This is a genomic window from Natrialba sp. PRR66 (assembly GCF_034808065.1).
GTDB lineage: Archaea > Halobacteriota > Halobacteria > Halobacteriales > Natrialbaceae > Natrialba > Natrialba aegyptia.
Map to the genome: position 1 here is coordinate 103,372 of NZ_JAXHGN010000004.1, position 23,854 is coordinate 127,225.

General features: G+C 56.1%; 21 protein-coding genes and 4 pseudogenes. 8 read left to right on the plus strand and 17 right to left on the minus strand.

The window, feature by feature from the left end:
* Window positions 1-88: 88 nt before the first annotated feature.
* Window positions 89-529, minus strand: coding sequence for a HalOD1 output domain-containing protein (locus tag SM755_RS14625; RefSeq protein WP_323173306.1), 441 nt, complete (start codon window positions 527-529; stop codon window positions 89-91).
* 184 nt (window positions 530-713) lie between these two features.
* On the opposite strand from SM755_RS14625, the gene SM755_RS14630 reads away from it, so the two are divergent.
* Window positions 714-1,493 (plus strand): class I SAM-dependent methyltransferase, encoded by a 780-nt coding sequence (locus SM755_RS14630; protein ID WP_323173307.1) that lies wholly within the window; start codon window positions 714-716, stop codon window positions 1,491-1,493.
* Between the two features lie 166 nt (window positions 1,494-1,659).
* Window positions 1,660-2,073, plus strand: a complete 414-nt coding sequence (locus SM755_RS14635; protein ID WP_323173308.1) for a VOC family protein — start codon at window positions 1,660-1,662, stop codon at window positions 2,071-2,073.
* Window positions 2,074-2,154: 81 nt separating this feature from the next.
* Here the strand turns inward: SM755_RS14635 and SM755_RS14640 are convergent, their stop codons facing one another.
* From SM755_RS14640 to SM755_RS14655, 4 genes and pseudogenes are all read right to left on the minus strand, one after another.
* Complete coding sequence (locus SM755_RS14640; RefSeq protein WP_323173309.1) at window positions 2,155-2,574, minus strand: VOC family protein; 420 nt, start codon at window positions 2,572-2,574, stop codon at window positions 2,155-2,157.
* A gap of 668 nt (window positions 2,575-3,242) precedes the next feature.
* Window positions 3,243-4,181: a 1,4-dihydroxy-2-naphthoate polyprenyltransferase gene (locus SM755_RS14645; protein WP_323173310.1), complete on the minus strand. Its 939-nt coding sequence runs from the start codon at window positions 4,179-4,181 to the stop codon at window positions 3,243-3,245.
* Window positions 4,182-4,419: 238 nt separating this feature from the next.
* Complete coding sequence (locus SM755_RS14650) at window positions 4,420-5,460, minus strand: S8 family peptidase (RefSeq protein WP_323173311.1); 1,041 nt, start codon at window positions 5,458-5,460, stop codon at window positions 4,420-4,422.
* A 682-nt stretch (window positions 5,461-6,142) separates the two neighbouring features.
* Window positions 6,143-6,431 (minus strand): annotated as a pseudogene (locus SM755_RS14655) (IS5/IS1182 family transposase); the annotation flags it as partial.
* A 421-nt stretch (window positions 6,432-6,852) separates the two neighbouring features.
* Here SM755_RS14655 and SM755_RS14660 point away from each other — a divergent pair.
* Together SM755_RS14660 and SM755_RS14665 are read left to right on the plus strand one after the other, a co-directional pair.
* The gene (locus SM755_RS14660) at window positions 6,853-8,187 is read left to right on the plus strand and encodes a metallophosphoesterase (protein ID WP_323173312.1); all 1,335 of its coding nucleotides are present in this window, start codon (window positions 6,853-6,855) and stop codon (window positions 8,185-8,187) included.
* Between the two features lie 134 nt (window positions 8,188-8,321).
* Window positions 8,322-8,819, plus strand: coding sequence for a DUF1269 domain-containing protein (locus tag SM755_RS14665; protein WP_323173313.1), 498 nt, complete (start codon window positions 8,322-8,324; stop codon window positions 8,817-8,819).
* Window positions 8,820-9,426: 607 nt separating this feature from the next.
* Here the strand turns inward: SM755_RS14665 and SM755_RS14670 are convergent.
* Both SM755_RS14670 and SM755_RS14675 read right to left on the minus strand, forming a co-directional pair.
* A complete protein-coding gene (locus SM755_RS14670; RefSeq protein ID WP_323173314.1) occupies window positions 9,427-10,365 on the minus strand; it encodes a PrsW family intramembrane metalloprotease in 939 nt (312 codons plus the stop codon).
* A 236-nt stretch (window positions 10,366-10,601) separates the two neighbouring features.
* Window positions 10,602-11,190, minus strand: a pseudogene (locus tag SM755_RS14675) (TATA-box-binding protein).
* Between the two features lie 257 nt (window positions 11,191-11,447).
* Between SM755_RS14675 and SM755_RS14680 the strand changes: the two are divergent.
* Window positions 11,448-11,621 (plus strand): annotated as a pseudogene (locus SM755_RS14680) (ISH3 family transposase); the annotation flags it as partial.
* 289 nt (window positions 11,622-11,910) lie between these two features.
* Here SM755_RS14680 and SM755_RS14685 read toward each other — a convergent pair.
* From SM755_RS14685 to SM755_RS14720, 8 genes are all read right to left on the minus strand, one after another.
* Window positions 11,911-12,162 carry a hypothetical protein gene (locus SM755_RS14685; RefSeq protein WP_323173315.1) on the minus strand — a complete coding sequence of 84 codons (252 nt, stop codon included), beginning with the start codon at window positions 12,160-12,162 and terminating at the stop codon, window positions 11,911-11,913.
* Between the two features lie 249 nt (window positions 12,163-12,411).
* Window positions 12,412-12,771, minus strand: a complete 360-nt coding sequence (locus tag SM755_RS14690; RefSeq protein ID WP_323173316.1) for a nucleotidyltransferase domain-containing protein — start codon at window positions 12,769-12,771, stop codon at window positions 12,412-12,414.
* 121 nt (window positions 12,772-12,892) lie between these two features.
* Entirely contained in the window at window positions 12,893-13,057 is a 165-nt protein-coding gene (locus SM755_RS14695) for a hypothetical protein (protein ID WP_323173317.1), read from the minus strand.
* 980 nt (window positions 13,058-14,037) lie between these two features.
* Window positions 14,038-15,213, minus strand: coding sequence for a CaiB/BaiF CoA-transferase family protein (locus SM755_RS14700; protein WP_323173318.1), 1,176 nt, complete (start codon window positions 15,211-15,213; stop codon window positions 14,038-14,040).
* 355 nt (window positions 15,214-15,568) lie between these two features.
* Window positions 15,569-16,345: an SDR family oxidoreductase gene (locus SM755_RS14705; RefSeq protein ID WP_323173319.1), complete on the minus strand. Its 777-nt coding sequence runs from the start codon at window positions 16,343-16,345 to the stop codon at window positions 15,569-15,571.
* Window positions 16,346-16,800: 455 nt separating this feature from the next.
* Entirely contained in the window at window positions 16,801-17,241 is a 441-nt protein-coding gene (locus tag SM755_RS14710; RefSeq protein WP_323173320.1) for a MaoC/PaaZ C-terminal domain-containing protein, read from the minus strand.
* Window positions 17,234-17,737: a MaoC family dehydratase N-terminal domain-containing protein gene (locus SM755_RS14715; RefSeq protein ID WP_323173321.1), complete on the minus strand. Its 504-nt coding sequence runs from the start codon at window positions 17,735-17,737 to the stop codon at window positions 17,234-17,236. Before SM755_RS14715 ends, SM755_RS14710 begins: the two co-directional genes overlap by 8 nt.
* Before the next feature lie 3 nt (window positions 17,738-17,740).
* Entirely contained in the window at window positions 17,741-18,637 is an 897-nt protein-coding gene (locus SM755_RS14720; protein ID WP_323173322.1) for an SDR family NAD(P)-dependent oxidoreductase, read from the minus strand.
* A gap of 282 nt (window positions 18,638-18,919) precedes the next feature.
* On the opposite strand from SM755_RS14720, the gene SM755_RS14725 reads away from it, so the two are divergent.
* Window positions 18,920-19,687 (plus strand): IclR family transcriptional regulator, encoded by a 768-nt coding sequence (locus SM755_RS14725; protein ID WP_323173323.1) that lies wholly within the window; start codon window positions 18,920-18,922, stop codon window positions 19,685-19,687.
* Window positions 19,688-19,704: 17 nt separating this feature from the next.
* Here the strand turns inward: SM755_RS14725 and SM755_RS24465 are convergent.
* Both SM755_RS24465 and SM755_RS14730 read right to left on the minus strand, forming a co-directional pair.
* Window positions 19,705-20,040: pseudogene (locus tag SM755_RS24465) on the minus strand (SDR family NAD(P)-dependent oxidoreductase); the annotation flags it as partial.
* 147 nt (window positions 20,041-20,187) lie between these two features.
* Window positions 20,188-20,373 carry an acyl-CoA dehydrogenase family protein gene (locus SM755_RS14730; RefSeq protein WP_323173324.1) on the minus strand — a complete coding sequence of 62 codons (186 nt, stop codon included), beginning with the start codon at window positions 20,371-20,373 and terminating at the stop codon, window positions 20,188-20,190.
* Window positions 20,374-20,447: 74 nt separating this feature from the next.
* On the opposite strand from SM755_RS14730, the gene SM755_RS14735 reads away from it, so the two are divergent.
* A complete protein-coding gene (locus SM755_RS14735) occupies window positions 20,448-21,491 on the plus strand; it encodes a TAXI family TRAP transporter solute-binding subunit (RefSeq protein ID WP_323173325.1) in 1,044 nt (347 codons plus the stop codon).
* 81 nt (window positions 21,492-21,572) lie between these two features.
* Window positions 21,573-23,690, plus strand: coding sequence for a TRAP transporter fused permease subunit (locus SM755_RS14740; protein WP_323173326.1), 2,118 nt, complete (start codon window positions 21,573-21,575; stop codon window positions 23,688-23,690).
* Window positions 23,691-23,854: the final 164 nt, after the last annotated feature.

The following is a 23,854-nucleotide window of genomic DNA, read 5'->3' on the forward strand; positions in this document are numbered from 1 at the left end:
AGCACCTGAGTGCCACACCTTGTGGCTTCTCAGTGAGTATGGTCGCGCCAGACACTAACTTACAACGTGATCGCAGAGATCGCGGGATCTATCGTTGCTCGGCATAGTTAATGGTGTCCTCCCACGCTTCCGTAGCATCGTCCGCCTCCTCCACGATTTCGTGGAGTGTCTTCAATTCGTCGTCGGTGAATGCGTGTCGTCCATTTTCAGCGGATAGTACGACCATTTGATCGTCAGTTGGTTGCCCTTCACTATCGGTTGGAACGTCGTCAACGGCTGTGGTCGCGGCGTACTCCATGAATACATCAACGGTTCTGTCGCCGTGAACCATCACCCAGACATCACTGTACGGAAACACCAGATATGCGCCGGGAAGTGATGTGTCCTCGTGGAAGAGGTTATTGAGTGCCTCACTACTGATCGTTTTTTCGAGCGACGGAAGATCCACGGGATCCGTGTCAATTGCCTCTGCAACAGTGAATACCACTCGGGTTGACAGACTGGCATTGCTATGAGCCATCGTCTGCATACGCACCACTCGAAAATGTAAATAATTTACATGGGAGCGCCAGGGGTTTGTCCCTCCGATCAGTTGATGTCAGCGGTAGGAAAAGCACAGTCACGGTAACTCGTGTATGGCCGAGATTGGTGGAACAGAAAGCAACACCTGTTATTTCAACAGATAGAAGTGAATGTATAGAGTAGCGATGTGTATGGGAAAACCGGACGAGAAGACCGCGAACAAGTGGAATTCCGATAGCTATGACGAGGGACACTCCTTCGTCTTTGAGTACGGTGAAGGGGTAGTCGATCTACTGGAGCCAGAGCACGGGGAGCGGATACTCGATCTCGGGTGCGGGACTGGACACCTTACAGATCGAATTGCCGAGTCAGGAGCAACTGTCGTCGGTCTCGACGCTTCTGAAGAGATGGTTGAGACGGCCCACGAAACCTATCCCGAGTATCCATTCGTCAACGAGGACGCCCGGGACTTCTCGTTCGACAATCCGTTCGACGCCGTGTTCTCCAACGCGGCCCTCCACTGGATCCCTGAGCAGGATGCCGTTCTTGAATCGGTCGCCGACGCACTTGTTCCCGGTGGTCGGTTCGTCGCAGAGCTTGGAGGAACAGGAAACGTCGCTGCCATTGTGAACGCAGTTCGTGACGAAGCGGCTGCACGCGGCTACGATGTCGAGAGTCCATGGTACTTCCCAAGTGTCGGCGAATATACCTCGAAACTGGAATCACACGGTTTCGAAACGCGCTACGCGACACTCTTCGACCGACCGACTGAACTCGATAACGGGACCGATGGACTCGCGGACTGGCTCGGTATGTTCGGTGACAGTCTATTGTCTACGATCCCCGATGATGAACAGTCAACAGTCATCTCCTCCGTCGAGGATCGCCTTCGAGAGGACCAGCTTCAGGACGAGACGTGGATCGCGGACTATCGGCGGCTTCGCGTCGTCGCTCGGAAGACCCGCGAGTAGTGACGACCGGCAACAGCAGTTCAAATGGGTTCACCATATATGAAGGGGTGCACTGTTGACAGCCAATCAGTAAGGGAGAATGTCTTGTGAGCAGAGCAGCTATCACTTTCAGTGTACTAGGTGAACGTATTTGCCGGCACGCGTCGTCGGTACAGATGGAGGAATTATGATCGAAAAGCTCCGTCTCACCACTCGTTTCGTCGATGACCAGGACGAAGCGCTGCGTTTCTACACCGAGAAGCTCGGCCTCGTGAAGAAAGCGGACGAACCGTTCGGACCCGATAACCGCTGGGTCACTGTCGCAGCTGAACAAGACGACACTGCAGAGATCGTCCTCGAACTCCCCGACTGGTCTGAAGACGAGGAAGAAGCCGACCGTCGAGCCGCGATGGTCGGTGAACAACCAGCACTCGCCTTTACCGTGGACGATTGCCACGCAACCTACGAAACCCTGCGCGAGCGCGGTGTCGAGTTCACGGCCGAGCCTGAAGAACAGCCCTACGGCATCGAGGCCGTCGCACGTGACCTCTATGGGAACGGCGTCGTCTTCGTCGAGCGACCACCAGACGGCGGCAAGTAATTCTCTCGATCCGCTTTCCACTTTCTGAGCTACGCGTTTCAACCGGTCATGGTTTACCTATCTCCCTGCGACCATTCAGACTCAGGGGAACGGATCAACCCGTCCGGAGGTGCCATCGTTGCGCCTATGGAGGAGAATTGGATTACCGTCCGGATCAGCAATTATTGACATATGGCACACACCACTGTCGATGGGGTCCATCAGGATAGTTACTCCTTCATCTTGAAGTTCATCGGTGGCCGTTTCGACATCATCAACTGCCATTGCGACACCACTGCCGCTTTCTCCCGGTGTGAAGGGCATCTGCGGGCTTTCCTCTCCGAGTGCGAGCGTGGTCGGTGGGAGAGCAAACTCCGCCCATCCATTTTCGTCATCTACCAACTCCGGCTCTAGTCCGAGCGTATCACGATAGAACAGTACCGATGTGCTGAAATCAGTCACGGTCTGGAAAACGAAATCTGTAGCTTTGACATTCATGGCTTTGGTCTGCAATGTTGTCAACGGAACTCTCACCTAAATATGCGATCCTAGCGAAGCGAAAGTGATCGCTCCCGGCGATAATCCGACAGCTCAGGCAGCACTGCGCGTCTATGCTGGCGCAACAGAGAACGGCGAACTGGCCGCCGATCTACGCGAGTGGGTCACTGAACTTGAGTAACGATGTCGGCTATTTGATGTCTGATCGCTGTTGAAGTGCATCCCCAAGCGAGAGTCTGTGCGATTCGGCGACCACTGAACTCGTCGACGAGTCCAGCACGATGGACGCAATCGGGCTGTTCTCTATGTGATTATCATTTATTCGACAAGTGCCTCGATCACGAGAAAGACCTCTTGGGGAGTGGGAGAAGGGATTGCCGCTGTTTGGCCTCCTTATCGTACTAAAAATCATCAGTATGTAGTAGCCCGAATTATTTATGTAGAATGATACCTGAAAGTGAGTCGGGCAGTTCGCTAACTACGTGTGCAAAGTTACCGAGATGGTGTCAGAGCCGCATTGCTTTATTTTGTATCCTCGGCTCTGTTGAATCGCCATACTGCGTTGGATTTCACTGTTTAATAGCACGTTTGATGTTGTAGATGACACACATCAGCGTAATTTCACGGAACTTCATTCTCGATTGTTGATCTGCCCCAACACAGGTCACGTCTCCAGGAGGTCGAGGGCGAGCTTACATCACCAGCCCTACGGCAAACAACACCGCGTAGAGCGCCAGAAGTTTGCCGGTCGCCTCGAGCGCTGGGTTGAGCGCCTTACCGTCGGTTCTGGACCAGACTGTCCGAGAGATCATCACTGCGTAGGGAAGCGAAACGAGCGGGAGCAAGATGCTCGCGCCGAACCCCTCACCGAGCCAGAACCAGATCGGCGTGAGGTACGCGAGCGAGAGCATTGCGGTGAACTCGATGCGACTCCCGCGGTAGCCGAGGCGGACGGCGAGCGTGCATTTGCCGGTCTCGGCGTCAGTTTCCATGTCGCGAACGTTGTTCACGACAATCATCGCTGTGGAGAGCCCGGCAATGGGAAGGCTCGCGAGAAACACCTGCCAGGTGATGGTTCCGTCAGGAATCGTCATCACAAACGCTTCGACCGCGAAAACGGCCTGTATGTAGTAGGTGCCGACGACGGCAACGATACCAAAGAAGATGAAGACGAGGAGATCGCCGAGACCGTGATAGCCAAGCGGATACGGACCACCGGTATAGGCCCATCCACAGAAGACGCTTATGAGTCCGAAGACGATGATCGGCACGCCGCCGACGGAGACCAGATAGGCACCAGAGCAGATCGCCAGCGCGAACATAGCGAACGCTGCAAGTTGGACCTGCCGAGCGGGGATGATCCCCGCTTGCGTGACACGAGTGAATCCCTCCCGATCCTCGGTGTCCACACCTCTGATCGCGTCGTAGTAGTCGTTCGCGAAGTTCGTTCCAATCTGGATCAACGCGATAGCGACGAACGTCATCAGCGCGGGCAACGGTTCAAAAACGCTCTCATGGGTTGCGAGTCCCGCACCGACGATAACTGGTGCAGCGGCTGCGGGCAAGGTCTGCGGGCGGGCAGCCAGCAACCACGCCTTTGTCCGTGACACGTCACCCTCGCCCATACTCATGTGTCAATCATCCGATTCGGGTACGTGTCAATATTGGCATTGCAGCCAACCGAATGGGGTAACCCACGAACCCGAGCCGAATCTCGTGCTATATCCGCACTATGTATGCAGCAGGTCGGCTGAAAACCATCACTGAGAAGGCTTCACTAAAACCACTCAGTTTCCAGCCAATGTGAGGAGACCTCCGGTCAATAGCAACCGCAAACCGTGAAAAATGATTGTATCACAGGTGGCGTTGTTACTTGGCCAGCGCCTTTCCTTCCAGTTTCTCGAGTTCCTCGAGGGCAGCATTCGCGTTGACAAGCCCGGATCCTTGCTGGTCGGGCCCAAGTCCGATGTTTTCTGCGGATGCGGTGAGGAGTTCGCGGATTTCATCGTTAGAGAGGCCATGTGCGGCTAGCAACGCTGCCGAACCCGTCACGTGTGGTGTCGCCATCGAGGTGCCTTCCATGACTCCATACTGATTTCCAGGCATCGTCGATAGCACGAGAGTACCAGGAGCGGTCAGGTTCACTTCGGGGCCCGTGTTCGAAAACGATGCGAGCGAATCGTCTTTCGCGATCGCACTTACACCAATCACTTCATCGAGGTCCGCAGGGTAGTCTACCTGCGGGTGACCGTCATTCCCAGTCGCCGCAACGAGCAGGAGCCCCTCCTCGTGAGCGAACTTGACAGCCTCGGTCTGTGTCTGCGTTGTCTCTGGTTCGCCCACGCTGAGATTGGCGACATCGTAGCCTTTTCTTGCCGCATGCATGATACCAGCAGCGATATCCGCATCAGTCCCAGTTCCTTGGTCATCGAGCACCTTCACTGCGTGGAGCGTCGCAGACGGACTCACACCGACGACACCAAAGTCGTTATCGACTGCGGCGATCGTCCCCGAGACGTGCGTGCCGTGGCCGTCGTCATCGGCCCACGCTGCATCGCTCTCGGCCGTGGTCTCGACGAAGGCAACACCCTCGCCGATGTTGGCATGCAGGTCCTCGTGCGTGGGGTCGATACCGGTATCGATGACCGCAACGTGGACGCCACACCCGGTCTCACCTCGTTCGTGCGCCGCAAGCGCACCAACTCGTTCGATTCCCCAGGGCTTCCATTGCTCGGCTTCAAGATCCTCTTGTATTTGGTTGTCAGGATCGGTGTCAGGGAGATCGAGACTCCGCTCAATGTTCTCTTCAACGAATCGGATATCATCATGGTCACTGAGAGCATCGACGTCGCCCTCTGCAACTTCGACCGTGGTGATATCCAGCGCCTCGAACTCGTGGTGGACTTCCACTGCGATATCTCTCGCATGCGCTCTTCCTGCCTCGGTCTCGTGACCAACGTTGTATTGAGTCGTCGTCTCTGCATCCTGTGCTGCAGTCGTACCGATGCTTCCAAGCGTTGCACCTACAATTCCTGCGGTGGCAGCTGCTCGGAGATATGATCGTCGTCCAATTCGGTTCTCAAATTGCGTTTCAGGTGGTTTGTTCATAGACGAACCACTCGCTATGACCACTAGGTAGGTATTCGTTTAATAACGAGTACATATTCAGTATTCGATAAGTAGTATCTATAGGGAGTGTTAAACTCAACAGAAATTACAACCTATGAGTGAGATTGCGGGGAGTATTATCATGCTCACGGCAATCATAACAACGTCCTACTACCACAGGGTCTACTCACATGACTGAGTCTAGCTAGGTTCGCAATTCCAGTTGTAATTTACTAGGGATATCACGCGAGAGTAGGGGTGTTCCAACCACCGGACTGTACGCCTAGTGACGCTGTACCCTCTGACTATCTGGTCGGCACACTGCACAATTTCTCAGTGAGTCTATTTGTGACGGACACTTGAGCCACGCCGTGGTACGAGCCTGTATCGATTCGGTCACCTACACTGGAACTAGGAGGGGTTACTCTCTGACTCAGCTGCCTGGTTGGTACGAAAAACAGCCATAGTGAATCGGCGGACATAGTTTGATCAGCGGGCCCACGCCTTCTTCGCGGAGTTTCTCGCGCAATACCATCCAGTCATATCCTTTGTCGCCGGCCGAGCTGTGTGTCGTGACGTTTCTCGGTTGTACAGCGAATAGCCTGAATTTCTGTATCGATAAGAGCAGTTGTTTTGAGCGTCTGGACGCGGTAATTCGTTCGGCGACAGTAGTGCTTGTTCGCGTTTTCACAGTCGAAAAACGTCGGGTCAATGGCGGCGTGACCACTTGGGTCGTGCAGCTTTGCCGACAGGCGCAGCAGCACTCGCCAGAGTTGCTGTGTTGTATTCGGGAGCAGCGTCGGGAAGGTGTGCTACGAGTACGAACGAGAAGTGAAAGCGCGAGATCTCAGAAATTACTCTTCATTCTTGCCATCAGATCAAAAAGTACACTACCAATAGGAGCTAAACCAACATGTTGTTAGTTATGTGATATGTTTCCAGAAGTGAATATTCATTCAACAAGGTAAATAAACCTATTCGCTCTTACTCAACGTGGCGAAGCGCATCGGGCAACTGAAGCCGATACTCGATAGTATCGAGTGAGACAAGTTGGTGAAGCATTCCGCCGAATGCAGGCGATTATACTTCACCAACCGGTGTTTGGCGGGATACTCTAATTTCGCTGTTGGTTATCCGCTAAGTTGCGCAAGAATGTCACCATTACTTTAGTGTTAGACCTGTACATCTGATTCGATGACCAATGTCACCGATGGCCCAATCTATTACGTGATCAGTGACCTCCATATCGGAGGGGACGAGCAACTGGAGCATGTCGATTTTGTCGATGAGTTGCTCGAATTCCTCGACCGATTGGAAACGACGGATGAGGATGCGGAGCTGATCATTAACGGCGACGCATTCGGGCTTTGGGAGTTCACCGAGATTGAGGGACTGGAGAAATTTGACGTACTGGTCGAGAAGTATTCAGCGCTGTTCGAACAGTTCCGTGCGACCGGTGAGTCCATTCCGATCACGCTGCTCCCAGGAAATCACGACCACGAACTCGCTGCCTACGACGAGTACGTCGAGCAATTAGCCGAGTATAACATCGAGCTCGCTCAATCTGAGTCGATCACCCGGCCGGTCGGCGACCGAACGATTTGGTTCGAACATGGTCACCAGCAGGATCCTAACAATCGAATCGAGGACTTCGGGAATCCACACGCGACACCGCTGGGGTACTTTTATAATACGCATGTGACGAGTCGAGCTGGTCAGCTGTCTGACCGGGGACGGTACAACTGGTTGAAGGATGTTCAGTCGGTAACGCCTACTGAAAGGATGCCGAACTGGCTCATTTCAAAATACTTCTACCGCGAGATGAATCCCCTTCTGCGGTATGCCACGGTCCCGTTCCTGTTTCTGTTCAACATCAGTGTCATCCTCGCTGTTCTCGCGGGGCTCGATCTGGCTGGCATCTGGTCAATGCCGGTCGAAACAGCTGACGCATTCCTCCAACAGTTCGGTTTAGCCGGGGCGGCAGTTCACTTCCTACTCGTAATCAACGTGACAGTCATCTGGCTACTGTTGCTCATCGGAATCCTCCTGTTTTTCTTCCTCCGGGATGCCAAGGAGACGATTGACCGGTTCGGAATCGTCGAAACAGATCTTACGGTTGATCCCGAAGAGCCGTACAAGGAAGCCGCTAGCGAGGTCTTCGCTGAACGTCCGGAGACGGCTATCTTCTGCTATGGCCATACCCACCGACCGAAGATGATGGAAGTTGACAGCAGGTTGCTCGTCAACACAGGGACTTGGCTGAAGCGTCTCCACCGCCGGGATGTCATTGCCGGGCATCTCCCTCCGGTCTTTTATCCCTCATACCAGCTGTGTGTCGTCCGCATCGAATCTGATCCCGAGGGTGTTGCGGTTGAATACGAGGAAATTGAGAAACCGCGTCCGACTGCCGATGAGCTGACGCTCACCGAACGACTGCTGACTCTGGGTCGGGAGCCGAACCCTGAGCTGCCTGACCGAGCGCTTGTCGAGGACGAGAGGAAAGGAGTCACTCCCGACACGGTTGAGTGAACAGCCTCCACTGGAAGCGAATCGTCACACAAGAGTGGGGTACGAACATCAATCCTCGTGAGAGTCTGCAGTGGTGTTTTTCTAAATTCTTGTGTGAAAACTTTAAGATCTGTGTCAACGTGCGTTCGTTGCCGATGAAAGAACTCATCGTCCTCGCGTTCGATTCCATGGATGGCGCGAAAACCGTCCGTGACGAACTTTACGACCTTCAGAAACAAGAGTTGCTACAACTCGACGACGCAGCAGTCGTCGTCCGAGAAGACGACGGCCACGTCAACGTGAAACAAGCACGGAGTCTGGTCGGTGCAGGTGCTCTCGGCGGGGCATTCTGGGGCCTGCTTATCGGGATCATTTTCTGGATGCCATGGCTCGGCCTTGCGGTCGGAGCCGCAACCGGTGCGCTCTCTGGGAAGTTCAGTGATGTCGGCGTTGATGACGACTTCATCGATGAAGTGGCTGACACGGTCGAACCCGGCCACTCCGCGCTGTTCATGCTCGCTCATAACGTCTCCGAAGAGCGCGTTTTCGAGGATCTTGCTCAGTACGATCCTGAAGTGATTCGGACGAACCTTCCCCCGGCGGATGAAGATACCCTTCGCGAGATGTTCGCAGCGGAGGAAGTTGCAGCCTGAGAAGGGGAAAACACAAATTCAGTCCCTTACAAAGCGCCGTTAGCTAAAATTGAGATTTTAGATGGTATTACTGTAATTGGTGCAATCATAACAATACCCTAATACGATCGGATCTACTCACGCGACTGAACCGGGCTCATTGAGCGATGACAGCTCTAATTCACTAGATGGGTCACTCGAGAGTAAGGACGTTCAAACCGACGACGTGGGTGCGTAGTGACGCTGTATCCGCTGGTCAGCTGATTCTCACACTGACGACCACTGAGTGTGTCTGCTGATTGCGGATCCCTGATTCACAACGTGGGACGGCCATATCTCGATTTGATCTAACTACACTCCTCGCGGAGTTTCTCTGCTCGCCGAGCAATCTGGTTGAGGAACGGAAGGCGTTGTTGGTGCTAGGTTTCGTAGGCGACACACGACAGAAGCGTCAATGCACTGCCGTTCACGTGTCAATGATCCGGGGGTTTGAGCGACTCGAGGCGTTGTTGTGGCGTCAGTGACTCAACAGTGCAATCAATCTCTGGCATCGTAGGATCCTCTCACCACTCTGAGAAGCAAACAACATCACCTTCCTATAACCGTGTTCGCAGTACGAGGGTGTGATCTACGAACTCGCCGTCGTCGGTGCAGGTGAGCCATCACTGGGGGCCTGCTGACGGTACCGAGAGAGTTTCTTATACAGCAATAGGCCGATACCTCCAACGTAGACGACTGCGACGGCGAGTCCAACGACGCCTGGGAGGTACGTCACGAGGGTATCGTAGATTCCGTGGAGGACCGCGGCGATGAGCAATCCCTTGATGACGATAGGAGCATACGACTCTGGATTGGCCTTCGCGAGGCCGAGGTAATACCCGGCCAAGGCAGTAAGGACCACGTGGAACGGCACAGCGGGCACCCGCCCGATCGCCCCGCCCACGGCCAGTGAGAGTGCTGGATCGCTCGCCGAGCCTTGTGCAACTGCCCTTGCGATGTATTCCGAACTCTCAAGGGCGGCAAAGCCCAGCCCCGCGACGGCTCCGTAGAGCGCACCATCAAGAGCTGTCTGAAAGCTCGACCGCTCGAAAGCGTACAGCCGGACAGCCGCCCACTTCACGAGTTCTTCGACTGGCCCGACGACTAGGAGGAAAAACATGGCCGTCCCGACGACAGGGAGGGCCCCGATGACGGGCTGAAGACTCCCCTCAATGAGTATGGCGATGCCGGCGAATGCCCCGCCGAGAAGGAACGTCACGACCAGTGCTTTGCGCGAGACCGTCGTCGGGTTGATCCGTCGGATGTACCTAATGATAAGCAGTCCAACCAGCAAAGAAAGCAACACCACACCGATGAGCCACGGATACTGGATCAGCTCGGACCCGATGGTCGCAAGTGGGTGAGCGGCAAAAAGCACGGCGACTACAGCTGCGAGGAAAACCCACCACCGACCAATGAATCCGGAGGTCCTGACCGCAAGATGATCGAGTCTTGTTCGCTCTTCCCAGGTCGTCACGTCGTACTGCTCCCTGTCGTCGATGCCGCCTTCTGGTCTATCTGAGACCATGCACCAACCGCGGGAATAATCGATAAAAATATCGCCGATGGTTATTTGAAAGGTTCTCCTATTACTTAAAGTGATATTGTCAGCACTTTCTTATTTGTAAGGGTAATGGAGAGATAATCGCGCGAAACCGTCGTGACTCGTACGTCTGACATCTGTAGTGGATTGCTAATACACGAGTAGCAACGAAAACCTCCATAGCCACTTCTGTCCTAAAGGGCTGCTGCCCAAACACGGGGTCACGTCTCCAAAAGGTCGAGCTCGACCAGCTGTGTCTGAACCGTCTCAATCGCTGCTTGTGCATCTGACGGTTGTTCACCACCCGTAATCACGAGTTTGCCACTGCCGAAGAGTAAGGCGACGACATCTGGCTCGTCCAATCGATAGACCAATCCCGGGAATTGTTCTGGTTCGTACTCGACCGCCTCCAACCCGAGACCGATCGCAATCGCAGTGAGATTGAGTCGAGCCCCGAAATCACCACTCGTCACGATATTTTGGATCGTCACCTCTGGATCAGCTAGCACCGCAATACCTAACGTCCGAAGTTTTTCGACCGTGATTCGGACTGCGTCTTCGAGATCATCAATTGATGACTGATGACACACCAGTACAGACGAGTTTGCCCGATCGAAAGATCAGCGACGTTGCCTTCGAATCGATCGTGCGATAAACCAATCCCGGAAATTGCTCCGGATCGTATGAGATGTCTTCGAGATCGTCAGCGAGGGTTTCGAGGTCGAGTTCCTGCTCAAGGCTGGTTGAGCCGACCACATTTTCAATTGCAAGTGTTTCCTCCGGATCGGTGGTGGATGTCAGTTCTTCCATTTTAGTGGTGCGTGTCCCCCCTCGGATTGTCAGGATCCGGCCCGTGTCAGGGGAATTGACACCTGGTACACTCCCAGATCGGTGAGTCGGGAATCTCTGGAACTGGCACTTCATCGAAGCCACCGAATGTGTGTCGTCTCACTGCACGATCGCCACTCCAAATTCCGACGGGTTCGCCCTTCACGAGGAGGGTTCTCGGAGCGATCCGGTGAGGAAGCGTGCTCGAGGGCAATCGCGGGAACGATCCAGATGCGTGTTGGCAGTACTTGCACTGGAAGTACGTGGCGACGACCCACCGTGGCGGGCGTCGCCTCTGGTCCTGGTCGTTCAAGGAGTTCATCAAGATGCTATGCTGGGCAGCGTGGACGGCCCTCGCGGTGCGTTGGGCCGTCCCCGCAAACCGGCCACCTGACGACCGGTTCCACCGCTAAGACCTGACCGAGCCAGCCTTCCTGTGAGTGGCAATGCCGTCGCGTCGGCGGCTGACTGCCGCCGACAGCAACGACTCTGCTCAATCTTCGGTCAGAACTCCCGTTAAGCACTACCGATCAGGATAAAACTGCGGCTTCAGCCCAAGTGAGCAGGGACGCTTTGTGAGGTACTGAGACTTATCTGAATGGTGGTTTGTAGAAATCCAAACGCAGAATTTATGCGACGGTTCGCCAGAATATGGTATACCGACATACGATATACAACCGCTTGTTAAGGCTCTAAACTCTGTTATTCACAGATACAGACGCCGCCTTCCCGAATTTGGTTCCCGGCGAACTCGTGGACAGCAGCTGTGAGGTCAGCCATCGCGTCCGCTTGCTCTTCCGTCGGTCGTCCACCCCCGTAGTAGCTCTCTGTCCGGTTCTCGCTGTACAGATTCTTCATATCCGCTGCAGTCTCCTTGGTGAACAGGCCAATCTCTTGTGCGCGCTCGTAGGCGAACTGGTGGTCCTGAAAGTCTTGAAGCTCATCGTTTGTCATCACGAGCGCGTACGCCTCGATAGACCGTTCAACAGCCCGAAACTGACCTCGATCAGCGCCGTATGGTACCTACCCACCGTTTGAAGCGTCCCAGTGACTTCGATGAGGCGGCACGCCTTCGTCAATTGGGTCACCCAATCGTTGCCGTCGCTAATCCCGACCTCGAACTTAACCCGGCCACGACCGACCATCTCGAAGGCGTCCTGAGCACGGTCTAACGTATCGCGGACGTCAGCCGGGTTAGATCCACTACTCATCGCCGCCACCTTCCTCAAGGAGCAGGTTTTCGACTGTCTCGAAGGCGTCTATCTGGTAGATAGGGATGCCGGAGACAACGATTTCCCGGATGTCCTCCGTGTACGTGGGCACTGCTTGCACCGCCTCAACGTCGATATCGAAGGCATACCGACTCCCGTCAAACTCAGTCTCTTCCAGGTCACGCGCGATGGCGTTCGCTTCCCGCTGGTTTGCAGCCCGTTCACCCTGAGTGAGTACCCAGAGGTCGATGTCGCTACGTCGGTCAGCTTCACCACGGACCACACTCCCATAGAGGATGACCCCAAGTACGCTGTCTAACTTGACAGTCAGCTCGTCGACGGCGGTCTTCACGGGTTCGTGGAACTCCGGCTGAGGGATGCGAAGAATCGGATCGTCGGGGATTGACAACCGTTCCCGGTTAATCTGGACGAGTCGCTTGTTGTTGTTTGAAGATTCGATGACTAGGCCGTTCTCAACGAGAATGTCGAACCGACTGGTCGATGGCCGACGCGTTCGGGAACTCGTCGGGGAACGCGTTGGGAGACGACCCGTTCCCGCCCGTGCCTGAAAATCCAGTACAGCCCGCAAAGACCAGGAGGGCGACGACGGCGATTGCTGAGAGGGGAGACGTACGCATAGGCGACTGTTCAATTGCTTCATAGCTAACGCTGATGGGTAATTCCACCTCTCAGACACAGGGCGATGCCATCCTAACCCGGTGTTGTGACTCCCAGGGGAATCGGTCCAGAACCGATTGCAAGATACGCATATGTATTCATCACGGCTTGTGGAATCGATCACCGATTGAGGGCTCAACAAGGAAAAATAGGTACAATAGGTTCCTAAGGTAGTGTAGCTATCCCACCTATTCTACCTAATTCACCTATTGTACCTATTCTACATACTCCAACTATTGTATCTGCTCTATATACTTTATCTATTGTACCTATTCTACACAGTCTACCTATTGTACTAGTTATACCTATCATGTTTACCCAAGCTGATGAGTCTATTGTGTCCACGGTAGGTTGCTCAGATCAGATACAGCTGGTACAATTCGAGCCGGATTCCGTGACATCGCCTCGATTCTCGAGTCTCATCAAGTGTGATCCTGATATGTGGAGGTTCTGTATTTCCGAACGATCCTTGCCACTAGTCCCGAGCTCGATCCTAATTGATCACTCTGCACAGCTCATTCGCCGGGAGAGTAGTACTCAGGAGCGACGTTCCTCGATATGGAATGTCCGGATGATTGGTAATGATCCCCAAGATACCTTCAGTACCAGATTTTCCAATAGTATTGCTGGAAAACATCGTGAAGGATTACTCGCGAGCGTATCCCCGAACGATGATCACCTTTGCATCTGAATATTTCAGCCCATTATAAGCGAATGTATAGATGTTCTCCTGTTCCGTTATAGGGAACATGGGATGTGGCTATTCACGTATGTTATCAGAAGAGTTCCGCAAACGGCTTGCGTTCGTGGAGGGCGTTCGACCGCGTTGCCGTGGCTACTGCGAGCCAGAACCGTCCTCGCGAACAACCGATCGACACCGACACCGTTTTTCGACGGTGACGCGATCCAAATCGCTATCAATCAAATGCCGACTCGCGACTTATTTCACTACTCCAGCGTCTCGGAGTTCATTGATCTCGTCGTCGGTGTATCCCGCTTCCGCGAGATATTTGTCGGTGTGTTCTCCCTGTTCCGGGAGCCGTTTGTCCGACCTCTCGGCCATCTCGCTCGAGCGAGCCGGAAAGCCCACGCAAGGCGGGGCGTCGTCCGGTCGCTCGATCAGACCGCGATTCGTTATCTGCGGGTGGTCGACCATCTCCGCCGGACTGTAGACGCTGCCAAATGCTGCCTCAACGGTACCGAGCATCTCTTCCCACTCCTCGCGCGTTCGCCGGGCGAACAGCTCCTCGAGTTCTCGGGTGACATCCGCGAGCGTATCAGAATCAGGATTGGTGTGTGCCTTGATGAGGTGTTCTTTGCCGACGGCCTCGCAGAACGAGCGCCAGAACTTCGGCTCGAGAGCTGCGAGTGTCACCCACTGCTCGTCGGCAGTTTTGTAGCTATCGTACCACGGCACGCTCCCGGTGAGATGGGTCTCACCCGGGCGAGGAGCGGCCGAATCTTGGGTGAGTGCCTGGTACGCGATCGATTGCGAGAACGAGGCGACTACGTCAGTCATAGCGACGTCGATATATTCGCCGCCGGTGTTCCCCAACTCTCTAGAGAGGAGTGCTTCGGTGATGGCGAACGCGGCGAACAGCCCACCGGCCATATCGCCGATCGGATACCCCGGCATCTGCGGTTTGTCTGACGCGGACTCACGAGTCATATCCAGCAGTCCCGCGAGGCCGACGTAGTTGAGATCGTGACCGACCCGATCAGACCACGGTCCGTCCTGTCCGTAGCCGGTGAGCGAACAGTAGACGAGCTCTTCGTTGTAGGATGTGAGTGTCTCGTAATCGATTTCTAGCCGATCGACGACATCGGGACGAAACCCCTCGAACACGACGTCCGCGTCTTCGACGAGTTGATAGAAAGCCGTTCTTCCGTCACTGGTCTTGAGATCGATCGAGACGCTCCGTTTCCCCCTGTTTACCATTTCGAACACGGCGCCAACGCCGCGGTCCGATCGGGGCTTTCCCTCACGAGCGTAATCGCCTGCGTCCGTGTCTTCTATTTTCACCACTTCTGCTCCTGAGTCGGCCAACAGCTGCGTCGCGTACGGTCCAGGTAGCAATCGGGTCAAATCCAGCACTCGAATGCCATCAAGTCGCATATGTGCTCGTATACGTCCGCTGACTTCAAAATAGCGCTGCGATACAGCTTCGGCCGATCGGATCATTTAGATCCGTGGGGCGAACAATCTCATCGGAAACAATCCGTTTACGGGCCAACTACACGACACTGGCATCCAACGAATCACGGAAGGCACCGACGCGCTCCAACGTAATACGATCGCGAAGCGTACGGCGTCGGAAGATAGTTCTCTGACGACAGTGTGACGAATGTCGTAGCGTTCGATACGTCCACCCCGCTCGGGAACCCGTCCCGAGATCGATCACTTGCACCGGTGTGGGACCGAACAGTACTGCACTCGCTACCGAGGCGTCTCGCGGCGTCGATCGTCCGAATCAACCACGGATATAGCCGCCGTTGACGCTCACCACTTCCGCGGTGATCCAGTCGGCAGCGTCGCTCGCAAGGAAGACGACCGTGTTAGCGATATCCTCGGGCGTTCCCAGACGGTCAAGCGCGTACGAGTCGAGAATCTTGTCGCGATACTCGGCGATCCAGTCCTCAGTCGCAGGCGTCTCGGTCGTCCCCGGCGAGACAATGTTCATACGGATACCGTGTTCGCCGACTTCTTTGGCGACATTCATCGTGAATGCGACGTTCGCCGCCTTCGCGCCGCCGTATACGGCGAGCGAGGGGTCGTTCCCCTTGTAGGAATCGCTCGCGTAATTGATCACGCAGCCACCCTCCTGTTCGATCATGTGCGGAAGCGCAGCGTGAGTGCAGTTCATCGTCCCGAAGTAGGTGACGCCGACTGATCGATCCCAGTCCTCAGGTGTCGAATCGAGGAACGACGACGTACGCGTGCTGAGACCCGCGTTGTTGACGAGGACGTCGACCGAACCGAACTCGTCGACAGTGGTTTCAATCATCTCCGTGGCGTCCTCGTACGAGGAGACATTCGTTTCGACGGCAATGGCTTGCGTATCGTACTCGTCTTTCAGGGTCGAAGCGGTGTCTTTAGCACCCTCCACGTCAACATCGGCGATGGTGACATTTGCGCCCTGCACCGCGAAGGTTTCACAGACCGCTTTCCCAATACCGCTTGCACCGCCAGTAACGACAACTCCGTCGTCCGTGAAGTCGAACTGCTCGGAGAATGGTGTATCGGACATACACGCACCACTTTCAGACCAATTCACATAAGATTACGGTATAATTCGATCACGAACGGAGAAAGAGAAGGAGTGTAATCGTGCCGAATATCTGCGTTATCTCTGACGGGAGCGATAGTCTTACCACTGAAACGATGCGTGCGATGTGATGGCACTGTTCGGATGAAAGTGTGCTCAGATCTAGCGTATGGAGTAGGAATGGCGTGGCGAAAGGTGACAATTAGACAGCGAGTTCAGCGCGTGGCACTTCGAAGGAACGGTTGATCGAGGCGAATACGATTCGGACGAGGAGACGAAGGCGGCCAGAATCGAGTTGGTTTCGGTCATCGAATCGACCTCCGGTACGTTCAGCGACGCGATCGTGTTCCTCTGCTCCGAGTGAACGAGTCAGACAAAACAGTGCCGCGGTTCCGACGGCGACGGCGAGAGCGACTCGCTCTTCTAGAGTCATCCGATCACTCTGATGGCAGTCTCGCGACTGCTTCGCCGCTCAAGACGACATCGCCGCCGTCCGTCTTCGCTTCGAGGTCAGCAGTGACGGTTACGTCCTCGTCACCGGCGGTCACGTCGGTAATTTCTCCAGTCACCGCGATCGTATCGTCCGGAAACACGCGCTCCTGAAACCGGACCGTGAACCGCTCGATCCGATCCAGCCCGAACCAATCGGAGATCATGTGTGAGACGAACCCCGCCGTGAGCATTCCCTGTGCAAAGACGCTCTCGTTGCCGGCGTTGCGGGCGTACGGTTCGTCGTAGTGGATCGGATTGAAGTCCCCGCTCGCACCGGCGTACCTGACGAAGTCCTCTCGTTCCAACTCTTCGACCACGAGTTCTGGCCCCGTATCGCCGACCGAGATGTCCGCCGCAGTGGGCCGTCGTTCGTACGCGTCAGTCATCGTCACCACCTTTCTCAGCGAGTTCAATCCGCGTCAACCGTTCCGTGAGGACGTGTTCGCCGTCGTCGTCTCGGTAGACCGTCTCGAGCACGGCGAAGGTCATCGTTCCGCCTCGGGAACCGGTCCGCTCGTAGACGTCAACGAGCGTCGTTTCTCCGGAAAGGACATCGCCGGCGTAAAGCGGCCGTTCGTAGACGTATTCCTGTTCGCCGTGGACGACTCGAGACTGGTCGAACCCGAGGTCGAACCCGTGATCGAGGTCGACACCGTCGGGACGGTTTCGCGGGAAGTAGGCCGTTCGGGTGAAAGTTAGCGGCGCGGGAATCGCCTCGTAGCCTTGGTCGCGAGCGGCCGACTCATCTCGGAACACTGGGTTGTTGTCCTTGATCGCTCGTGCGAACTCTTCGACCTTTCCGGGTTCGACGACGAAATCCTCGACCGTCGTCACCGTTCGCCCGACTTGCTCCTCGAGTTCGGTGAGTGATTTTGACGGCATCGTTCAGAACGCGTTCCCCGATTTGTCGAGCGCAAGTCCGTCCCCGACCTCGTCGGTGAACCGCTCGGCGATATCCTCCGGCGTCCAGCCGCCGTTCTGATAGCCGAGACGGATGACTTCCGGGTCTGAAACGAAGCCGACCGCGTCGCCGGCCGCCCGGACGGACCAGCCGTTGATCTCCGACGCCTCGCTGCTGAGCATGTAGGCGACGAGTGGGGCGACTTTCTCAGGCGGGAGCTCCTCCTCGGTGAACGGTTGTTGATCGTCCGGAATGTCCTCGATCATCCGCGTGTATGCGGTCGGAAGGAGAGCGTTCACGCGAACGTTGTAGCGGCCGAGTTCCTTCGCCGCGGCCCTCGTGAGACCGAGCACGCCCGCCTTTGCCGCCGAGTAGTTGGACTGGCCAATGTTTCCGAGCGCCGAGCGACTCGAGACGGAGAGGAACGACCGCCCGTCCTCAAGGTAGTCGTCCGACTCGCGCGCAACCTCCCGCCAGTGTGCCGCCAGATTCCGGAGTAAGGCGAAATGGCCGCGGAGGTGGACCTTGATCACGTTATCCCACTCCTCGTCGGTCATCTGATACAGAATCGAATCGTTGAGAATGCCTGCGAAGTTGACGGCGCCGTCGACCCGGCCGTACTCCTCGACGGTGTCGGCGACCAGTTGCTCGGTGTACTCTGTCGAGCTGATATCGCCGAAGTGGGCCATCCCATCGCCGCCGGCTGCTTTGACCGCTTCCACGGTTTCCTCGGCCGGCTCGACGCTCTCACCTTCCCCGTGAACGGTGGATCCCAGATCGTTGACGACGACGGTCGCACCCGAAGCACCGAGTTCGATCGCTGACTGCTCTCCGAGACCGTGGCCGCCACCGGCCACGATGATTACTCTGTCAGATAACATCACCCAAACAATATCGGTTATACTCAATAAATCCCCCAGAAAACGGGCCTTAACGGGTCGTTCCGTATCGCGATACGCCGGCAAAAAGTGGGACCCAGCCACCCGAAAGGGCTGGTACTCAACCAAGCCTGTCCCCGAATCCGTGATGTTCAATCCGGAGTTGGATAGTCGGGTCGACGGTCGGTAGCCGGGAAATCAGTATGAGCTATCGGGATGCTCTCGAGATGGGCTGGCGTTCGATTATACGGAATATTTATCACGGGGAACAAGGTAGAGCTTGCCATGGCAACGCACACCGATCCGGGGACGGTGAAGGCGACAGGGACGGCATTCGACATCATCGAAACGCTGGCTCGAGAGGACGGCGGTCGGGTTACCGAAATCGCGTCCGAGCTCGGATTCGCAAAGAGCACTGTCCATCGGCACCTAGCGACTCTCGAGGAACTCGAGTACGTCGTCAAGGAGGACGGAGAGTACCGGATCAGTTTCCGGTTCCTGAAGTTGGGAGAACGGACGAGAAAACGAACCGAGACGTACCAGATGGCGAGAGACAAGGTCGACAAGATAGCCGACCAGACCGATGAACGAGCGCAGTTCGTCATCGAGGAACACGGAAAGGCCGTGTACGTGTTCGGAGCGACGGGCGAGCATGCCGTCCATACCAACTCCGAAATCGGCAAGTACCGACCGCTCCAGTCGATGGCCGCGGGAAAGGCAATTCTCGCCTTCCTCCCCGAAGCGCGCGTCGAGGAGATTATCGATCGACACGGACTGCCAGCGTTGACCGAGAACACGATTACCGACGAGGACGAACTCTACGCGGAACTCGAGGAGATCCGAAAGCGGGGATACAGCATCAACAATCAGGAGACGATTCCTGGCCTTCGAGCGATCGGCGTTCCGATCGAGTGCCCTGACGGCGGTGTTTTTGGCGCGTTCAGCGTCTCTGGTCCCACCCACCGGGTTCGGGGGGAGCGTCTCGAGGAGTTGATTCCGAACATCCTTCTCGGCACGGCGAACGAACTCGAACTGGACATGAAGTATTCGTGACTCCGCATCTCGGTTCGATACTGGTCCGTCGGGAACTCCTCGACGGGCGTTTCGGAGTCGGTCGCGATCCCTGCGTTGTTCACGAGGATGTCTAGTCTGCCGACGGTCGAGACCGTCTCCTCGACTACCGCCTGTACCTCAGCCTCGTCGCTGACATCCGCCGGACAGACGAGCGCTGTGGTGTCCGTCTCGGATTCGATTTCGTTAGCGAGTTCCTCCAGTCGGTCCTCGCGACGGGCGACGAGCGTCACGTCCGCGCCGTCGGCCGCGAGAACGCGCGCCGTTTCCCGCCCGATTCCTGCGCTCGCTCCGGTAACAATTGCTCCGTTGTCCGCCAGCGGGTTGGTGTCCATCGTGCGTCTTTTTGGCACAGTGGCTCTAAACTCTACGTGTTCCGATCACTACGGAAGCTCCCGGCGACAGTAAGGTGTCGACGATGATTTATTTCTGAATCTCGTGGGTATCTTCGAAGATCCGCGTCACTCGGGGGGCCGCCAGTATCACTCGATGTCGAACTCCGTTGTGTAGCCGTAGCCACCGTAGATCTGGATCCCCTCCCTGGTGACTTGTTCGGCGCTATCGCTGGCGAAGCTATTCGCCATCGTAACCTCGGCCGTCGGCCCGATTTCAGCGGTCGATGGACTACCTGCACGCCATTTCTCCGAGAGGATAAGACGAACTGACATAAATGCTCGTGGGAATTTTGCGTGCATTTAACCGCAAATTTTGAAGTATCTCCTCTATGTAGGTGTGGGAGACCATGTCTGACAATCAGCGAATGCTGGGTCGTCGATCGTACATCACCGCGGTGGGTGCGGGTGCGGTGAGCTTAGCCGGTTGCGCAGGCGGCGAAAGTCCGGACGGACCTGCCGAGGGCGAAGAAGAATTGATCTGGACGTGTACGTCGTCTTCGAGTTCAACGACGATTTCGGTTCAAGGTATCGCACCGATCGTCAACGAGAACACCGACGGGATATACATGGAAGGGCGGCCGAGCGAAGGAACTGGTGCGAACATGGGACGGCTGGAGCGCGACGAAGCACAGGTAGCGTACACGCAAAACTACGACGCGGGTCGTGTATTGAACGGTGTCGAACCGTTCGATGGTCTGAGCTTCGAACTCAACGAGGTCATGCACTGGCTGACCACGCCGTGGCTCTTCATCACCCCCGACGATAGCATGAACTCGATCGAGGACATCGGACCGAACACGCGCGTCTCCCCGACTCAGACCGGTGCTGGTACCAGAGATAACCTGTTGCTTGCACTCGACTACGTTCTGGACGATTACAAGGCCGTCAGCGTCGACTTCACGTCACAGACAGGCCCGTTTCAGGAGGGGTCACTGGATGTCGGCGTCGTCCCTATCATGAACTTCGAGATCGAGGGGGCGTATGCGGAAGAGCAGAAGAGTGTCGTCGACCTGCACGTGCTGGAGTGGCCCGACGACGCGATTGAGGAGATGGAAAACGACCCGCTCATCGAGGTGATGGAGATCGACACAAGCGAACTGGACGGGTACGCTTCGGTCCCCGACGATCAGCCGATGAAAACGCCGGGGAACGCGTACAATTTTGTCACCCGAAACGACGTGAGCTACAATGTACTGTACGATACGCTGACCGCCATGTGGGAACACCGCGACCAGTTTGGAGACATCCACGATCTGATGACCTATCATCAAGACGCGGAACAGTGGGTCGCCTACTCCTATTCGGAGGTCCCGTTCCATCCAGCGGCCGCTGATTTCCTCGAGGAGATCGGAGTCTGGGACCAAGCTGAAGGCGGTCGAGCCGACGAGTAGCGAAACTGAACATGTCACCCACAAGCAAGACCACCAATGAAATTTTCCCGGGATATTTCCAGACGATCGGTCGAACCGACGATGATTTTACGCGGCGTTATTTTCGTCATCGGAGTGACGATGACGCTGATGACGCTCTACTACGCTTGGCGGATTCCCATGAGCGAACTCCGATACAGCAACCTGTTCCTGGGTCTCGGACTGTCGTTGTTCTATCTTGTCGAGGCACACAAACAGTTGAATCCCGATGATACGGCCGACTCCCCACCGGTTTCCGAGTCCGTCGACACGACAACGGAATCCGCCCAGATAGCCGAATCGGTCGATGCAGCGGCGGACGAACCGGACACGACCGAACCCGTCGACGCTCGGTCCACCGAGCGTGACGGATCTAATAAACTGACTTCGCTACTCGGTGACAGACTGCCCGCCTTTGACGGCTCCTATTACCGGCGTGTGCGGTCCGCGTACCGGCGTGCGAATCCGGCGATCTGTCTCGCGCTCGCGGTCGTCGCAGTGATCGTGACCGGGTACGTCGAACTCAACTTCGATCGGCTCCTCAACGAAGCCCGAATGATCGGCTGGACGCAGACTGACCTGTACGTCGGGATCGTTATCATCGCGCTCGTCACCGAAGCCACCGCCCGCGCTTACGGCAAGACAGTCGGCTCGGTCGTCGTCGCATCCATACTCTACGCGACGTCGTTTATCGGGCCGAACCTACCTGGTCTGTTCCGACACACAGGGATGGGTTGGGAGCAGGTCAGTCGCGAGGGCGCAATTGCCTTCAGCGGGACGTATGGCTTTATCCTCAACGTCGGGTCTACCTGGGTTGCGATCTTCATCATGTTCGCCGGGATGGCGAAGGTGTACGGCCTCATGGACTTCATTATCGAAGCGTCTCAGGAGGTCCGGAAGGTACTCGAGAGCGGCGTCGTTCACATCGCCGTCATCGGCAGCATGGCGATGGGGTCAATAACCGGCAGCGCTGCTGCGAACACGGCGACGACCGGAAGCTTCACGATCCCGATGATGAAAGACCAGGGTGTCCGCGGCGACTTCGCTGCTGCCATCGAAGCGGTGGCCTCGAGCGGCGGCCAGATGCTTCCGCCCGTGATGGGTGTTGCTGCGTTCCTCATGGCCGATATCCTCGGCGTGTCCTACTTCGTGATCATCCGGGCGGGCATCATCCCTGCCTTGATATTCTACTTCAGCGCGATGTTGGCCACGCACCTGCTGGTCCTCCGGTACGGCTGGACGGCGACGGAGACCGGACAGTTTGACCGAAGCGTCCTTCTGAAAGGCATCCACTTTCTGGCACCGCTCATCGTGTTGATCTACACGCTTGTCGGCATGCGACTGACGCCGCTCGGTGCGGGGTTTTACACGATTTTGACGCTCGTTGCGACGATGTACGTTCGGAATATCGTCGTCGACGGTGTTTCCCTTTCGACGGTGGTCCATACGACGAAACAGACCATCCTCGGGCTTAAACAGGGCGCGGTGGAGATGGCTCCCTTGGTGGGGATTCTGGCGTCGCTCGGCATCGTGATCAATATGCTCACGCAGACGGGTCTCACGCAGAAGATAAGCGCCCAGATGATTTCCCTCTCCGGCGGCATCTTCGTTATTCTGCTGTTGCTCGCTATGATCACGAGCATCCTCTTCGGCCTTGGAATGCCGACTCCGGCCGCGTACATCCTCGTGGTCGTTCTCGTCGCTCCGGCGATGATCCAGTACGGGGTTGCCGAAATAGCCACCCACATGTTCGTCTTCTACTTCGCGATGCTGTCGGCGATCACGCCTCCGGTGGCGATTTCGGTCGCAATCGGATCGAAAATCGCTGGAAGCGGGTTCTTGCGGTCGTGTAAGCAGGCGCTCCGGATCGGGGCCCCGGGATTCGTCATTCCGTTCGCGTTCATCACCAATGAGAGCCTTATCTACTGGTCGTTTCCCGAGACGCTGATCGCCTGCGTGCTCGTGTTCACGAGCATCAGTGCGCTCGTCGTCGCGCTGACCGGCTTCAACGGAAAAACCGTCATCAGTCGGCCGTACCAGATGGGCTATCTGGTGTTATCTGTGATCGGGATGATGGGTCCATTCCCCGCTCAAACGGCCGCCGTTACGATCATTGCCGTCTTGTTTGCGAACACATACCTTCGCCCGATACCGAACTTACAGCCGGTGGCAGACGATTGATCGCTGGCCGTCCCTCAAGAGCGTCTTCGTTGACAGCTGGCGGCGGTCGTTCGCTCGCTCGCTACGGATTACTGCACGTCGTCTTCGGAGGAACATTACGTTGAATAATGTCGAGGAGTTTAAGCCATGATTTATTGGAATTGACGTGTTTGGGAGAAGCGGAG

What these genes read in the sequence shown, in the direction of transcription:
- SM755_RS14625 (WP_323173306.1), bottom strand. Translation starts at nt 529, where the DNA reads ATGCAGACGATGGCTCATAGCAATGCCAGTCTGTCAACCCGAGTGGTA.
- SM755_RS14630 (WP_323173307.1), top strand. Translation starts at nt 714, where the DNA reads ATGGGAAAACCGGACGAGAAGACCGCGAACAAGTGGAATTCCGATAGC.
- SM755_RS14635 (WP_323173308.1), top strand. Translation starts at nt 1,660, where the DNA reads ATGATCGAAAAGCTCCGTCTCACCACTCGTTTCGTCGATGACCAGGAC.
- SM755_RS14645 (WP_323173310.1), bottom strand. Translation starts at nt 4,181, where the DNA reads ATGAGTATGGGCGAGGGTGACGTGTCACGGACAAAGGCGTGGTTGCTG.
- SM755_RS14660 (WP_323173312.1), top strand. Translation starts at nt 6,853, where the DNA reads ATGACCAATGTCACCGATGGCCCAATCTATTACGTGATCAGTGACCTC.
- SM755_RS14665 (WP_323173313.1), top strand. Translation starts at nt 8,322, where the DNA reads ATGAAAGAACTCATCGTCCTCGCGTTCGATTCCATGGATGGCGCGAAA.
- SM755_RS14670 (WP_323173314.1), bottom strand. Translation starts at nt 10,365, where the DNA reads ATGGTCTCAGATAGACCAGAAGGCGGCATCGACGACAGGGAGCAGTAC.
- SM755_RS14685 (WP_323173315.1), bottom strand. Translation starts at nt 12,162, where the DNA reads ATGACAAACGATGAGCTTCAAGACTTTCAGGACCACCAGTTCGCCTAC.
- SM755_RS14695 (WP_323173317.1), bottom strand. Translation starts at nt 13,057, where the DNA reads ATGCGTACGTCTCCCCTCTCAGCAATCGCCGTCGTCGCCCTCCTGGTC.
- SM755_RS14700 (WP_323173318.1), bottom strand. Translation starts at nt 15,213, where the DNA reads ATGCGACTTGATGGCATTCGAGTGCTGGATTTGACCCGATTGCTACCT.
- SM755_RS14705 (WP_323173319.1), bottom strand. Translation starts at nt 16,345, where the DNA reads ATGTCCGATACACCATTCTCCGAGCAGTTCGACTTCACGGACGACGGA.
- SM755_RS14710 (WP_323173320.1), bottom strand. Translation starts at nt 17,241, where the DNA reads ATGACTGACGCGTACGAACGACGGCCCACTGCGGCGGACATCTCGGTC.
- SM755_RS14715 (WP_323173321.1), bottom strand. Translation starts at nt 17,737, where the DNA reads ATGCCGTCAAAATCACTCACCGAACTCGAGGAGCAAGTCGGGCGAACG.
- SM755_RS14720 (WP_323173322.1), bottom strand. Translation starts at nt 18,637, where the DNA reads ATGTTATCTGACAGAGTAATCATCGTGGCCGGTGGCGGCCACGGTCTC.
- SM755_RS14725 (WP_323173323.1), top strand. Translation starts at nt 18,920, where the DNA reads ATGGCAACGCACACCGATCCGGGGACGGTGAAGGCGACAGGGACGGCA.
- SM755_RS14730 (WP_323173324.1), bottom strand. Translation starts at nt 20,373, where the DNA reads ATGTCAGTTCGTCTTATCCTCTCGGAGAAATGGCGTGCAGGTAGTCCA.
- SM755_RS14735 (WP_323173325.1), top strand. Translation starts at nt 20,448, where the DNA reads ATGTCTGACAATCAGCGAATGCTGGGTCGTCGATCGTACATCACCGCG.
- SM755_RS14740 (WP_323173326.1), top strand. Translation starts at nt 21,573, where the DNA reads ATGATTTTACGCGGCGTTATTTTCGTCATCGGAGTGACGATGACGCTG.